We start from the raw sequence: 13,724 nt of genomic DNA on the forward strand, positions 1-13,724 counted from the left end.
CGGCCCTTGACCGAGTTGTCGGTGTCCTTGAGCTTGGCCCACAGCTTGGGAGTGGCCGTGCTGATGACCGGCCGCCCGTCACCGGAGACGCAGGGGCCGCCCGGGTCCGACCAGGCGTCGGCGGCCACCGGGTCGGTCGGGATCGAGTTGTACTCGATGACGGCGACCGGGTTGTTCTTGAACTTCTTCCAGGCCCAGAGGTCGGTCTCGCTGGTGGCATAGAGACCGATGGTCATGGTGTTCCACTTCTTGGCGGCGGCGTCGGCGGCCCACGACGTGACGTCGAACTCCACACCGCCGGGCGCGCAGGACCCCGTGCCATAGCCCTTGGCCACGTTCACCGTGGAGAGCAACCTGGTCTTCGCCGGCGGGTTCTTCCAGGTGGTGCTCTTGCTGATCGCGCCGGTCCCCCAGGCCTCCACCTTGCGGGCGCTGCAGGAGTACGACCACGTCTCATACGTACGCAGCGTCGCCTTGATGATCTGCTTGCCGTGGATGGTCGCGCCGGTGGCCATCTGGAAGAACGAGCGGTTCGTCTGGGTGGAGCTGATGTGGCCGACCCGGGCGATGTCACTGGAGTTGAGATAGTTGGAGGTGGGCCAGTTGCTCCAGACCGCCGTCCACGAGCCTCGCGAGGCCGAGAAGTACGGGTCCAGGTAGACGGGGAACTTGGTCTTCGGATCCGCCAGCATCTTCCTGTCCGGCTTCAGCCGCAGCTGCCTGCCCGCCAGCTCCACGCCCATCGCGGACTCGCGGGCCTCCGGGGAACGGCCTTCCCTGAGCGCCTTCAGACCGGCGATGCCCTCGGAGTCCCACATCTTCGGCGTGGGCGCGATGAAGATCGTCCCTCCGCTCTCGTCGACGGCCTCCAGGTTGCCCGCCTTGTCCGTTTTCACCGACAGGCCGGTGACCGAGAGGGGGTAGGCGAGCTCGGTCAGGCCCGCCGCGGCGTCCCGGGACTTGACCACCAGGATGTGGGAGAAGCCGTCCACGTCCGCGGTGACCTGGAGATCCACGCCGGGCATGACCTCGGGATAGGTGGCGGTGTCGCCGTTCAGCGTGGGCTTGGGCAGGGTGCCCTGCCAGCCCAGCTCCAGGGACTTGGCGCCGCGCGCCATGCGGGCGAGCGGCCCGGAACCGCCGCCGGAGAACGTCAGGTCGGCCGCCGTGGCGACCGTCTCGACCGCACCGTCCGGGCGCAGGCGGAGCGTGGTGTCCACCGGGACCCAGCCGCCGGACTTGCGCACGCGCACCGGGCGGACGTACTGCTCCAGGGTGAACGTGCCGTCGGGCTTGGCCCAGACCTGGCGGGTCTCGCTGCGCTGTGTTTCCACCTCGACGGGCTTGCCGGTGCTGCGGGCGAGGGTGAGCGCGGAGTCCTCGGGTGGTTGGACGGTCTGCGGTGGTGCCACTGTCTTCGCCGCGACGGCGGGCACCGGATCAGGCACCGCCAAGATCGAGAAAGCTAACGCCGCCGCAACCAACCCACGAACTGCCCGCATACGTCCTCACCCATGGTGAGCAGGGGTTACGCGCGAGAAGGCATACCCGCCCGGCGTCTCCACGATCTTCGGTTGACGATCGGATTTTCACTCTGACAACACGAGAGGTCTAGAGTTTTGCTCATTCTGCTCAAATTTCCTTCATAAACCTGATTTGTCCGGAAATTTCCGTCATGGCACATCAGACGTCCGTGGGCAGCGGCGACGCGGCCGGGTTGACCCGCTTGACGATCTCGTTCAGCACGATGCGGACGTACGGCTCCCCCACCCACAGGTGCTTGGCCCCGTCCACCCCGATGACCTCCGCCTGCGGCACCCTCGCGAACCTCGCGCGGGCCTCCTCGGGCCGCAGGTAGTCGTCGAACTCGGGCACCAGCACCGTCAGCGGCCGGCCGAACCGCGCCCAGGCGTCCAGGTCGTGGTCGGTGGCCCGGTGCAGCGGGGGCGAGAGCAGGATCGCGCCCTCCACCAGCGGGTCGTGCGCCCACTTCAGCGTCAGCTCCGTGCCGAACGACCAGCCGACCACCCACACCTGGGGCAGGTCGTGGTACTCGGCGTACTCCAGCGCCGCCGCCACGTCGAACCGCTCGCCCTCTCCCCCGTCGAACGTCCCCTCCGAGGTGCCGCGCTCGGAGGACGTGCCCCGGGTGTTGAAGCGCAGCACGGCCAGGTCGGCGAGGGCGGGCAGCCGGTTGGCGGCCTTCTTGTAGACGTGGCTGTCCATGAACCCGCCGTGGGTGGGCAGCGGGTGCAGCGTCACCAGCGTCGCGACGGGGGGACGGTCGAGGGGCAGTGCCAGCTCGCCGACCAGGGTCAGGCCGTCGCCCGTCTCCAGCTCGATCGGCTCGCGCCGGGCGGGCAGCACGGTGGCCGCGCGAATCTCCACTTCGGGGGTTCCCTTCAATAACGGGTGCGGCCGGGGCCGCGGTCGAGTCTCTTGCGCCAGCAGGCGGTGTGCCAGTGACGGCGCTCCTCGTCGCCTCCCGGCCAGTTGGGCCAGGCGACGAGGTGCGACTGGCCGCTGCGGATCTCCTGGTCGCAGCCCGGACATCGGTAGTCCTTGGTCGAGGAGGCGCCGGTGAGCATGCGCACCTTCCACTCGCCGTCGGGCCATTCCTCCACTTTGTCGAGCCCGGTCGGGAAGCCGAAGGGACGGGAGGACTCCCTGCGGCGGGCGCGGCGTGGGCTCATGGACGCGGGAATCGGCTGACACCGGCGGTGACGAGCTGGTCGAGCAGAGGGGCGGGCGCGAAGGCGGGCTCGCGGTATTCGGCGTAGAGGGCTCTCAGCCCGTCGCGGACCTTCGCCAGGCCCAGCGACTCCAGCATCTCGAACGGCCCGGCGGGATAGCCGCAGCCCAGGCGCATGGCCGCGTCGATGTCGTCGATCGAGGCGTACCCGGAGTCGTGCATCCGCACGGCGTCGTTGAGGTAGGGGAACAGCAGGGCGTCGACCACGAACCCCGCCCGGTCCTTGCACGGCACGGGCGTCAGCCCGGCGATCTTCACCAGGTCCCTGGCGGCGCTCGCGGCCTCCTCCGAGGTCAGCACCGTGGCGGCCAGCTCGGCCACCTGGTCGCCGGCGAGGTGCACGCCGACCATCCTGGCGGGGTCGGGGAGGCGTACGGCGTGCTCGATCACGGGACGGTCGGCCAGGTGCAGCACGACGTCGGGGTCCTCGGACTCCTTGAACCCGGCCGCCCGCAGCCGCTCCGCCAGCCCGTCGCCGCCGGCCCCGGCCACGCCGAACGTGCCCAGCCTCGACTTCGCCGGCTCCTCCTGCGGCGAGTCACCGTAGAAGCCCCGGCCCGACTTGCGGCCCAGCAGCCCGGCCGTGACCAGCTCGCGCAGCAGCGGCGCGGGCGCGTGCCGCCGGTCGCGCGTCTCGTCGAACAGCACCTCCATCACCCCGTACGCGGTGTCGAGGCCGATCAGGTCGAGCAGCGTGAACGGCCCCATCGGCAGCCCCACGCCCAGCTTCATCGCGGCGTCGATGTCGTCGCGCCCGGCCACGCCCAGCTCCATGAGCACCGCTGCCTGGTTGAGGTAGGGCAGCAGCAACCGGTTGACCACGAACCCGGCCCGGTCGCCCACCGGCACGGCCGTCTTGCCCAGCCTGCCCGCCAGCGCCGCGACGTCCGCCACGAGGCCGGGCGCGGTCACCACCGTCCCCACGACCTCGACCAGCTTCATCACCGGCGCCGGGTTGAAGAAGTGCATCCCCACGACCTGCCCCGGGCGGCCGGTCGCGGCGGCGATGGCGGTGACGGACAGCGAGGAGGAGTTGGTGGCCAGGACGGTCCCGGGCTCGCAGATCCGGTCGAGGTCCTTGAACAGCGCGATCTTGTAGTCGAGGATCTCGGGGATCGCCTCCACCACCAGATCGACGTCCCGCAGGTCCTCGCGCGAGGTGGTCAGCGTGATGCGGCCGAGGATCTCGTCGCGCTGCCCCGGGGCCAGCTTGCCCTTGTCGACGGCCCTGCCGGTGGAGCGCTCGAGATGCCCGCGACCCCTGGCCAGCGCCTCGGCGTCGGCCTCGACCCCGATCACGCGCAGGCCGGCCCGCGCGAACACCTCGGCGATCCCGGCTCCCATCGTGCCGAGCCCGACCACTCCCACCCGTTCGAACGCCATGCGTCCAGTTTTCCAGAGCCGCTAAGGTGGGGCGTCATGCGGCTGGTCATCGCGCGATGCAGCGTGGATTACATCGGACGACTCACGGCGCACCTCCCCATGGCGCCCCGACTCGTGTTGATCAAGGCGGACGGGAGCGTGAGCATTCACGCCGACGACCGCGCCTTCAAGCCGCTCAACTGGATGAACCCGCCGTGCAAGCTCAAGGAGGACGACGGCACCTGGACCGTCACCCACGGCAAGACCGGCGAGAAGCTGGTCCTGACGATGGAGGAGATCCTCCACGACTCCAGCCACGAGCTGGGCGTCGATCCCGGGCTGATCAAGGACGGCGTGGAGGCTCACCTGCAGGAGCTGCTCGCCGAGCACATCACGACGCTGGGGGACGGCTACTCGCTGATCCGGCGCGAGTACATGACGGCGATCGGGCCGGTGGACATCCTGTGCCGGGACGCCCTGGGGGCGACCGTGGCGGTGGAGATCAAGCGGCGGGGGGAGATCGACGGCGTCGAGCAGCTCACGCGCTATCTGGAGCTGCTCAACCGCGACCCGCTGCTGGCGCCCGTGCGCGGCGTCTTCGCGGCACAGGAGATCAAGCCGCAGGCGCGCGTGCTCGCCACGGACCGCGGCATCGACTGCGTCACCCTCGACTACGACGGGCTGCGCGGCATCGAGCCGGAGAATCCGACTCTGTTCTAGCGCCGAACTCAGCCCTTGACAAGCTGTCAGACGCCGCCGTTTTAACGGCGGCGTCCGTGCGCCGTTGAGTTGCGCACGGCACGAACTCCTGGGCTAGCCTTTGGGCCATGAGAAAACTGGTCGAAATCCTGGGTGCGTTACTCGTCATTCAAGGCGCGGCCGGGCTGGTGCACGAATGGATCGGCTGGTTCCGCTTCTGGGTGCTCGTGCCGTACCTGGAATTCCTCAAGGGCTATGAAATCTGGGCCAACATCGGCCTCCTCGTGCTCGGCCTCATCGTGTTGACGGTGGCGGGCGCCATGAAGAAGTGAGCTTCTGGATCCTGCGGAGGGATACCGAATGGCACCGGAGACGGCCGAGACTTCCGGGTCCGACGTTGTCACGGTCGTGGGTGAGCCACCCTGGCTGACCGCGCTGGCCTGGACCGTGCTGCCCGTCGCCGGGTTCGGCCTGGCGTGGCTGGTGAAGATCGTCGCGGTCTGGGCGGATGACCTGCCCTGGGCGCCCTACCAGGAGATCATCACGTTCGTGCTGAAGGTCGTGCCGGAGCCGTACCTCACGGTCGCGGTGTGCGCGATCGGCGCGGTCGCGGGGCTGGTCGCGGCCGTGCTGCTGCGCCGGGCCGGGCTCGGCGTCACCCTGTCCGGCGACGTGGTGACGCTGCGCAGAGGCGGCCACCACCAGGAGGTGGACCGGGCCGAGGTCGAGTCGGTCTTCTGCGCCGGCAACCAGCTCGTGCTGCTGCGGCCCGACGGCGGCGAGGCCGCGCGCGAGCCCTGGGACCTGCGCGTGGAGCCGGTCGCCGGCGCCTTCCGCAAGCACGGCTACACCTGGCTGGAGGACGATCCGCACGACGCGGACTTCCGGGTGTGGCGGCCGGACGAGCCGGAGCTGCCCGCCGCCGCCAACGCCGTGCTACGGGCGCGGGAGCTCCTGCGGGAGAAGCTCGGCGACGGCGGCCCGGTCCGGGAGCTGCGCCGCGAACTGGCCAAGATGGGCATCGTGGTTCGCGACGAGGAGAAGACCCAGCAATGGCGCCGGGCCGATCCGCCCATTCACAAGTCCGGGAGCTGACCCCGATTTCTTCGGCCCGCCGATAAATGCCCGCAGAATTGTCGGCATGGCGGAAATCGAGATCCGGGAACTGTCAGACGGATATCCGGCCGTTCGCGAGCTGCTCAGCCTGTCGTTCGGCTTCGAATGGCCGGACGGGCCCGGCGACCCCTTCAGCCGATTGTTCGAGTCACGGCGCAGCCTGGCCGCTTATGACGGCCGGGACCTCGTCGGGCACGCCGGCATCCTGTCCGTGGAGCAGCGCGTGCCCGGCGGCGAGGTGCCCACCGCCGGCGTGGCGCTCTGCGCCGTGCTGCCCACCCATCGGCGGCGCGGGATCCTGGGCGGGCTGATGCGCCGCCAGCTCGCCGGCCTCTGGGAGGCCGGTGCCGAGCCGGTCGCCGCGCTCACCACCAGCAGCGCGGGGATCTACGGCCGGTTCGGGTACGGGCCGGCCGGCCGGCAGATCGCCGTGGACATCCCCCGGGGTGCCGCGCTGCCGCCGGTCGAGGGGGCCGACGACGTGCGGCTGCGGTACGCGGCGGCGGAGACCGTACGGGCGGTGTGCGCGGACGTCCACGACGCGGCCACCGCCGGCCGGCCGGGGACCATCCGCTACACCAGCCTGTGGCGGCGGCAACTGGAGAACGACCCGTCCACGATGACGCCGGGCTGGCGCTCGCCGGTGCGATGCGTGCTGGCCGAGCGCGGCGGGGCGGTCACCGGGTTCGCCTACTACCGCGCCGAGACCGCGGGCGACGGGGACGGCGCCGTGGAGGTGGACCGCGTGCACGCCACCGACCTGGCGTCGTACGTGGCGTTGTGGCGGCTGCTGATCGACCAGGACCTGATGGCGACGACCAGGCACGGCGGGCTGGCCGTGGACGATCCGCTGCTCGTCCTGCTGTCGGAGGCCGAGCCGACCGCGATGTGCCTGTCCGACTACCGGATCCGGCTGGTCGACGTGGGCAGGGGGCTGGCGGCGCGGACGTACACGGTCCCGGTGGACGTGGTGCTGGAGGTGCGTGACGAGGTCTGCCCGTGGAACGGCCGGCGCTGGCGGCTGAGCGGCGATGTCGGGGGCGCCACCTGCGAGCCGACCACCTCCTCCCCGGACCTGGCGCTCGACGTGCGCGAGCTCGGGTCGGCGTACCTGGGTGGCCACTCGCTGGCCGCGCTGGCGCGGGCGGGCCTGGTGCGGGAGCTCCGCAAGGGGGCGCTCGAAACCACGTCCCTGGCCATGACCCATGCCGTCCCGCCGTGGCGGGACACCATGTTCTGAGCCCGGGGGTCGCGGCGGCTCCCACCCCGAGCGCCGCTCGCCCGTACCCGCCACCTGGGAAAGGCGCGGGATGCCCAGCGCGGGGCGCTCGATCGGGCGGGCGCGGCGGGATCAGGCGGCGAGCTTGTGCAGGATGTCGGCGATTTCCTGGGGGTCGGGCAGGGCGGCCATTTCGGCGGCGGCGGCCGAGGCGGCGCGGCCGTACCCGGGGTCGGAGAGGAGCGCGCGGCAGCGGTCCGCCACCGCCTCCGCCGTGAGCTCCTCCGGCGGCAGGCTCAGCCCCGCGCCCGCCCGGACGACCGCGTCCGCGTTGTCGAACTGGTCGTCGAACTGCGGCAGGACGAGCTGCGGGCAGCCGGTGGCGAGCGCCGTGAGGTTGCTGCCCTGCCCGCCGTGGTTGATCGCGACCGCGCAGCCGGGCAGCACGTGGGCCAGTGGCATCCGCCCGGCGGCCAGGACGGCCGGGGGCAGCGGCGGCCAGCCGGCCACGACAGCGTCGTCCACCGCCACCAGCAGCTCCACGTCCAGCTCCGCCAGGCGCTCCAACATCGGGAGCACGAGCTCGCGCACGCCGCGCGGGCCGAGCCGGGGGATGAGCGTGCCCATGGTGACGCAGACCCGCGGCCTGCGCCCCTGCTCGAACGCCCACGCCGGCACGTGCGCGTCCCCGTTGTACGGGATGTAACGCAGGCTCTGGTGCCCGGCGGCATGCGGCAGCCGCAGGCTCGGCGGCCAGGGGTTCAGCACCTCGTCCGGCTCGGGGAGGGCGGCCAGGCCGGCTGCCGCGAGCTCGTCGCGCAGCGCCTCCGCCGCGCCCGCCCGGTACGCGTCCAGCGGCGCCACGCCCCACTGGTACTCGACGAGCGGCACCCCGTGCGCCGCCGCCGCAAGGGGACCGGCGAACTCCGCCCGCTCGCTCACCACGAGGTCCGGCCGCCAGGCCGCCACCAGCGCCCGCATGCCGGGCAGGCCGCTGGCGGCGAGCCGGCCGAAGCGCCGCCCGTGCCCGCGCGCGCCCTCCTCGCCCTGCGGAATGCCGCCTGCGCCGGGAGCTCCGGCGCCCTGCGAGATGCCGTCGGCGCCCCGTTCCTCGGCCGCCAGCGTCACGAAGTCGGCGGCCGGGCCGCAGGTGGCGACCGGGAGGCCGGAGCGGCAGACGGCAGGCACGAAGTTCTCGGCGGCGGCCACCAGGACCTCGTGGCCGAGCGAGCGCAACGACCAGGCCAGGGGCACCAGCGGGAAGAAGTGGCCCGGCAGGGCGACGGTCGTGAACAGGATGCGCATCGGTCTCCCCCATTGGACGGCACAGGTCAGCACGGCTAGCCCGCGGGCAGGCTCAGCCCGGACTCGATCTCCCTGCAGGTGGCGTAGTCGGGCAACAGACCGGCCGCCGCGGCCTCGGCCAGCGTAGGGGCGGCCAGGTCGCGCTGCGACATGATCGGCTCGATGTCGGCGGGGATGGGCAGCCCGAGCGCCGGGTCGAGCGGGTCCACCGCGAGCTCGTGGTCCGGCTCGTACGGCTCCGACAGCAGGTAGGTCATCATGGTCTCGTCCTCCAGCGCGACGAACGCGTGCCCCACCCCCACCGGCAGGTAGAGCGACCGGTACGAGACCCCGTTGAGGACGGAGGAGTCCCAGCGGCCGTAAGTGGGCGAGCCGACCCTGATGTCCACCACGATGTCGATCGCCTTCCCCCGCACACAGCAGGTGTACTTCGCCGTGCCCGGCGGGGTGAGCGTGTAGTGGACGCCGCGCAGCACCCCGCGCCGCGAGGTGCTGACGTTGGTCTGCGTCACCGGGAACAGCGGCCTGCCGACGGCCTCGACGAAGGCGCGGTGCTGGTGCGGCGAGACGAAGGACCCGCGGTCGTCGGGGAAGACCTTGGGTGTGAACTCGAAGGCGCCCTCAACGGCCAGCGCGCGAGCATGCATGGAAATCAGCCTCCTCGGTCCGCGCCGTCAAAGCGCGCTCTGCAGGCACGCCAGCAGACTCCGGGCCTCGATGTTGAGATAGTGACCGTGCCGGAGCAGGTCGGTGAGCTGGCGGACGGTCATCCAGCAGAAGTCCTGGGGGACCTCGACCGGGAAGGCGTCGTCCACCTCGACGATCCGGTAGCGGGTGAGCGCGTGGTGGAAGCGCCCGCCCTCCTCCGAGAGCACCGCGTCGTACCGCACCCGGCCCGCGTCGGCGGAGACCAGCTCCTTGAGCAGCGGCTCCTTGACGTCGGTGAGGCTCTCGCCCGGCAGCAGGTGGATGGTCGGCGCCATCTCCACCAGGTCCATGAGGCCGAACTCGATACGGGCGCGGACCAGCGCGTGCAGGACCCCGTCGATGGCCCGGGTGACGAGCCACGCCTCCCCCTGGCCGCGCGGCGCCAGCAGCGGCTGGCTCCACCGGGTGACCTCCCGGGTGACGGCCTCGACGCGGACGCCGATGATCCGGAAGAGGCGGCGCTCGTCGTCGGCGAGTTCGTGGTCGTCACGCGACCAGCGCCGCACCCGCGAGAGGGGGATCAGGCGGGCCGTCCAGTCGCAGCGCGTCTTCGCCTCGGTGAACCAGCTCAGGATCTCGCCCGCCGTGTGCAGTCCGGCGCCGGACCCGTGCTCGTAGGAGCGGGCGAGGGCGTCGGTGAACTCGTCGCCGTACGGCTGCGACGGCTCCCGCGGCAGCTCGAACGGCATGCACGACAGCACGGTGCGCGCGTCCATGTTCACCAGGTTGTCCACGCGGAGCAGCGCCCGGACGTCGCGCAGGCTCAGCCAGCGGAAGTCCTCGTGCACCGGGATGTCCTCGGTCACCAGCACGACGATGTTGCGGTTGCGCTTGCGCCAGAACCACGCGCCCTGCTCGGACTGGAGCACGTCCACCACGACCTGGCCGCGGCCCGGGCCGACGAAGTGCTCCAGGTAGCGGGTGGTGCCGCCGCGGTGGACCTGCGTGTAGTTGCTCCTGGTGGCCTGCACCGTGGGCGAGAGCTGGAGGGTGTTGACGTTGCCCGGCTCCATCTTGGCCTGCATGAGGCAGTGGAGTACCCCGTCGAACTCCTTGACCACGATGCCGAGGATGCCGATCTCCGGCTGGTTGATGATCGGCTGCGACCAGGCGTCCACCCCGGCCTCGCGGGCCTGGAGCCCCTCGACGGTGAAGAAGCGGCCGCTGCGGTGCGCCAGGTTGCCGGTCTCCGGCTGGAAGTCCCACTCGCCGAGCTCCCGGAAGGGGACCTGGACCACCTCGAACCGGTTGGCCCGGCTCCGCTCGTCCCACCAGGACCAGAACTCGTCGAGAGAGGCCACTGGCCGGGCCGGTGGGTACGTCGTGGCGATGCCGTCGCCTGCGGAGTGTCGCTCAGTCATATCGCCGCTTCCTCGTCAGAGCGTCGCCAGCACGTCCCGCAACGTGTCGATGAACTTGTCCAGCTCCGAGTCCGACAGCGACGGGTACATCGGCAGCGAGAAGATCTCGTCCGCGAGCTTCTCCGTGACCGGCAGCGAGCCCTGCTGGTAGCCCAGGTGGAGGAAGCCCTTCTGCCGGTGCACGGGCCACGGGTAGCTGACGTTCAGGAAGATGTCGTGGGTTTTGAGCGCCTCGAGCACCTTGTCGCGCTCCGGGTGCCGGACGACGTGCACGTAGTAGACATGCTCGTTCCCGGGAGTGGTGGCGGGCAGCACGAGCTCGGTGTCGCTCAGCGCCTCGCGGTAGTGCTGGGCGATCTCGCGGCGCCTGGCGACGTAGGCGTCCAGCCGCCGCAGCTTGCGGCGCAGGATCTCCGCCTGCACCTCGTCGAGGCGGCTGTTGTGGCCGGGCGTCTCGACCACGTGGTAGACGGACTCCATGCCGTAGTAGCGCAGGCGGCGCAGGGCCGCGTCCACGCCGGCGTCGCTGGTGATCGTCGCGCCCCCGTCGCCGTACGCGCCGAGAACCTTGGTCGGGTAGAAGGAGAACGCGGCGGCCAGTCCCATCGAGCCGGCGATCTCGCCGTGATGGCGAGAGCCGTGCGCCTGCGCGCAGTCCTCCAGGATGGGGATGCCGTGCTTGGCCGACAGCGCCCGCAGCGGCGCCATGTCCACGCACTGGCCGTAGAGGTGCACCGGCAGCAGGCACCTGGTCCGCTCGGTGATCACGGCCTCGACCTGCGAGACGTCCATGAGGTAGTCGTCCTCGTGAACGTCGACGAAGACCGGGGTGGCGCCCACCGCGTCGATGGCCACGACGGTCGGCGCCGCGGTGTTGGACACCGTGATCACCTCGTCGCCCGGCTTGACGCCGAGGGCCTGGAGGCCGAGCACGATCGCGTTGGTGCCGTTGTCGACTCCCGCGCAGTGCGCGACGCCGTGGTAGCCGGCGAACTCCTCCTCGAACCGCCGCACGCTCGGGCCGAGGATCAGGCTCCCCGAGCGGAAGACGCTGTCGACGGCGTCGAGGAGGTCGTCCCGCTCGTCCTCGTACTCCTGCAGGTAACCCCATACGTACTGGCTCATGTTGCGACGCACCTCCGGGACGCGTGATCAGACGATCTCTTTGACGAGCGGCACACCCTGCTCATCCCATTGCTCACGCCGGATCGAATGGATGTGCATATCCCAGGTCCGGCCCTGGAAATACAGGTGGTCGGCGAGAGTCGCCTCCTGGCGGACCAGCAGAGCACGTTCACCGGAGAAACCCAAACTTTCCAGGCCCTCCTCGTGCGTCTGGAAATATACTTTCCGGATCCGCCACATGGCGAAGGCGAAATTAACGGTGAGCACGGCGGCGTCCGCCGCGATTTTCTCGTCCTGTCCCCGGCGGATGTTCACGGCGGCCTGCACGTGCCCCGCGGGGGTCGCCTCGGACAGCTCGGTGAACCCGGCGACCTCGCCGGATCCCTTGTTCACGACGAGGAACTGGGCCGCGACTCCCCTGGTGAAGACGTCGAGGTAGGCGTCGACGGTGGGCAGCGTGACCCGGCCGAGCTCGAACAGCACGTCATAGATCGCGCGGCCGTCCGCGACGGTCGCCGGTTTCAGCTGAATTAGCGCGGACTCGGCATGAGGAAAGAGCACGAGATGCCTTCCTTGGTGAGCGGAGAATGGGGGGGCGTTACTCGGCCTGTCTCGCCGGCGAGACGAACTTATTTCCCGTCATTGGAATGGGGCGGCGGAATTCTGGCAAGAATCGGGGCCGGCTCGCACTCGGCCGTCGCGTACGCGTCCTCGACCGGCAGCGGCAGCCCGGTGCGCGGCGACCCGCGTGAAGGGGCCCGGCGTCGCCGAGGAGAAGAGCTCCGCCGCGCGCGGGCCGCCGTCGTGGAGGAGGTTCACCGCGAACGCCCTCCGGCTGAGCACCGCCTCCAGGGTCCCGCTGCCGCCACCCACAGAGACCAGGAGCGTCGGCGGCGACAGCGTGATGCTGGTGAGCGAGTCGCACGTGAGCCCGTGCGGCCGCCCCTCGCCGTCGACCGAGGCGACCAGCGCCTCGGCGTCCGCCCTGACCCTGGCGAACTCGGCCCTGGCCGCGGCGGGGTCGATGTGATCGGACGCCGGCGGTCAGCTCAGCTCGTAGATCACCGAATCCGTCGGCACCTCGACGTGGTGGACCTGGTCCAGCTTCCAGCCGCTCTCGGTGAACACGCCCTCCCACTCCTCGAGCGTGGGCAGGTAGACGCCCATCAGGTCGTGGGCCACCTCGAAGGCCAGGGTGAACACCGGCATCTCGGCCTCCGGGATCCCGCGGGTGCGGGCGGTGTCGCCGAGCAGGAACTTGCGGGCGTTCGGGAAGGCTTCGCGCAGCCGCCGCAGCGAGGCCACGCACTGCTCGCGGGGCCAGAAGTCGTGGCCCATCATGAAGCAGGTCAGCAGTTCCACCTCGGCGAAGCGCGGGTCGGGGTCCAGCGCGGTGGCGTCCGCCTCGATGAGCTCCACCCGGTCCCCGAGGCCGAGCCCGGCCAGATAGCCCTGCGCGTCGGTCAGCGCGGACGGCGCGATGTCGAGGCCGACCCCGCGGGCCCCCGGATAGCGGTCGAGCAGCTGCACCAGCCGCTCCCCGCTGCCCGTGCCCAGGTCCGCGACGGCCGCCGGGGTGAAGCCGATCTTGTCGAGGGCGGTGAAGAAGACCGGCTCGAACGACAACCGGTTGATGTCGCGGCAGGCGTAGCCGATGGCCGGGGCGTTGCGGCTGTAGAAGCGGCCGACCCGGTTGTCGGTCCGCGCCACGTTCGCCATGTCGGCGAACAGGCTGACCGATCCGACGGTCAGCCAGTGGAAGAACGCCTTGTGCCGGTAGACCTCGTCGAGATGCGGCCCGGCGAGGACCTTCGCGTCCTGGCGCGTCACCACGTCCGCCGCGGCCAGCGCGGCGAACATCGCCCTGGCGGCGTTGTCGTCCAGGCCGTGCTCGGCGGCGAACTCCAGCGGGTCGATCACGCCGCGCTCGCGCAGCGCGTCCAGCGCGCCGATCTCCCAGGCGGCGCTGATGGCGAAAGCCGCGACCGCCGAGTTGTAGATTCCGGCGACGGCGGCACCGGCCGGGCGGGGCTCCTGCCGGGGCGGATCGTGTTCGATTATTCGCACCGCTAGCTCC

15 protein-coding genes are annotated in these 13,724 nt (G+C 71.0%); 4 read left to right on the plus strand and 11 right to left on the minus strand.

Annotation, left to right across the window (positions count from 1 at the left end; all coding sequences use genetic code 11):
* From ACIHFD_RS29605 to ACIHFD_RS29620, 4 genes are all read right to left on the minus strand, one after another.
* On the minus strand, positions 1–1,448 hold a 1,448-nt coding region (locus tag ACIHFD_RS29605), incomplete at its 3' end, for a DNRLRE domain-containing protein (protein ID WP_397369818.1).
* A gap of 235 nt (positions 1,449–1,683) precedes the next feature.
* Positions 1,684–2,388, minus strand: a complete 705-nt coding sequence (locus ACIHFD_RS29610) for an alpha/beta fold hydrolase (protein WP_350730048.1) — start codon at positions 2,386–2,388, stop codon at positions 1,684–1,686.
* 14 nt (positions 2,389–2,402) lie between these two features.
* Positions 2,403–2,693 (minus strand): ATP/GTP-binding protein, encoded by a 291-nt coding sequence (locus tag ACIHFD_RS29615; protein WP_319720101.1) that lies wholly within the window; start codon positions 2,691–2,693, stop codon positions 2,403–2,405.
* On the minus strand, positions 2,690–4,135 hold the full coding sequence (locus ACIHFD_RS29620; RefSeq protein ID WP_397369666.1) for a 3-hydroxybutyryl-CoA dehydrogenase: 1,446 nt from the start codon (positions 4,133–4,135) through the stop codon (positions 2,690–2,692). The genes ACIHFD_RS29615 and ACIHFD_RS29620 overlap by 4 nt, the downstream gene beginning before the upstream one ends.
* Positions 4,136–4,171: 36 nt before the next feature.
* On the opposite strand from ACIHFD_RS29620, the gene nucS reads away from it, so the two are divergent.
* From nucS to ACIHFD_RS29640, 4 genes are all read left to right on the plus strand, one after another.
* Positions 4,172–4,834 (plus strand): endonuclease NucS, encoded by a 663-nt coding sequence (nucS, locus tag ACIHFD_RS29625; RefSeq protein WP_350730045.1) that lies wholly within the window; start codon positions 4,172–4,174, stop codon positions 4,832–4,834.
* 107 nt (positions 4,835–4,941) lie between these two features.
* On the plus strand, positions 4,942–5,145 hold the full coding sequence (locus ACIHFD_RS29630) for a hypothetical protein (RefSeq protein ID WP_397369667.1): 204 nt from the start codon (positions 4,942–4,944) through the stop codon (positions 5,143–5,145).
* A 28-nt stretch (positions 5,146–5,173) separates the two neighbouring features.
* Positions 5,174–5,908 carry a hypothetical protein gene (locus ACIHFD_RS29635; protein ID WP_397369668.1) on the plus strand — a complete coding sequence of 245 codons (735 nt, stop codon included), beginning with the start codon at positions 5,174–5,176 and terminating at the stop codon, positions 5,906–5,908.
* A 46-nt stretch (positions 5,909–5,954) separates the two neighbouring features.
* Positions 5,955–7,169, plus strand: coding sequence for a GNAT family N-acetyltransferase (locus ACIHFD_RS29640; protein ID WP_397369669.1), 1,215 nt, complete (start codon positions 5,955–5,957; stop codon positions 7,167–7,169).
* Between the two features lie 111 nt (positions 7,170–7,280).
* Here the strand turns inward: ACIHFD_RS29640 and ACIHFD_RS29645 are convergent, their stop codons facing one another.
* From ACIHFD_RS29645 to ACIHFD_RS29675, 7 genes are all read right to left on the minus strand, one after another.
* A complete protein-coding gene (locus ACIHFD_RS29645; RefSeq protein ID WP_397369670.1) occupies positions 7,281–8,453 on the minus strand; it encodes a nucleotide disphospho-sugar-binding domain-containing protein in 1,173 nt (390 codons plus the stop codon).
* Between the two features lie 35 nt (positions 8,454–8,488).
* On the minus strand, positions 8,489–9,100 hold the full coding sequence (locus tag ACIHFD_RS29650; RefSeq protein ID WP_397369671.1) for a dTDP-4-dehydrorhamnose 3,5-epimerase family protein: 612 nt from the start codon (positions 9,098–9,100) through the stop codon (positions 8,489–8,491).
* 27 nt (positions 9,101–9,127) lie between these two features.
* Positions 9,128–10,522, minus strand: coding sequence for an NDP-hexose 2,3-dehydratase family protein (locus tag ACIHFD_RS29655; protein WP_397369672.1), 1,395 nt, complete (start codon positions 10,520–10,522; stop codon positions 9,128–9,130).
* A 15-nt stretch (positions 10,523–10,537) separates the two neighbouring features.
* Positions 10,538–11,647 (minus strand): DegT/DnrJ/EryC1/StrS family aminotransferase, encoded by a 1,110-nt coding sequence (locus ACIHFD_RS29660; protein ID WP_397369673.1) that lies wholly within the window; start codon positions 11,645–11,647, stop codon positions 10,538–10,540.
* A gap of 27 nt (positions 11,648–11,674) precedes the next feature.
* Positions 11,675–12,208, minus strand: coding sequence for a hypothetical protein (locus tag ACIHFD_RS29665; RefSeq protein ID WP_397369674.1), 534 nt, complete (start codon positions 12,206–12,208; stop codon positions 11,675–11,677).
* A 78-nt stretch (positions 12,209–12,286) separates the two neighbouring features.
* Positions 12,287–12,673, minus strand: a complete 387-nt coding sequence (locus tag ACIHFD_RS29670; protein ID WP_397369819.1) for a flavin reductase family protein — start codon at positions 12,671–12,673, stop codon at positions 12,287–12,289.
* 18 nt (positions 12,674–12,691) lie between these two features.
* Complete coding sequence (locus ACIHFD_RS29675) at positions 12,692–13,714, minus strand: class I SAM-dependent methyltransferase (protein ID WP_397369675.1); 1,023 nt, start codon at positions 13,712–13,714, stop codon at positions 12,692–12,694.
* Positions 13,715–13,724 lie beyond the last annotated feature (10 nt).

It is taken from the genome of Nonomuraea sp. NPDC051941, from assembly GCF_044593615.1.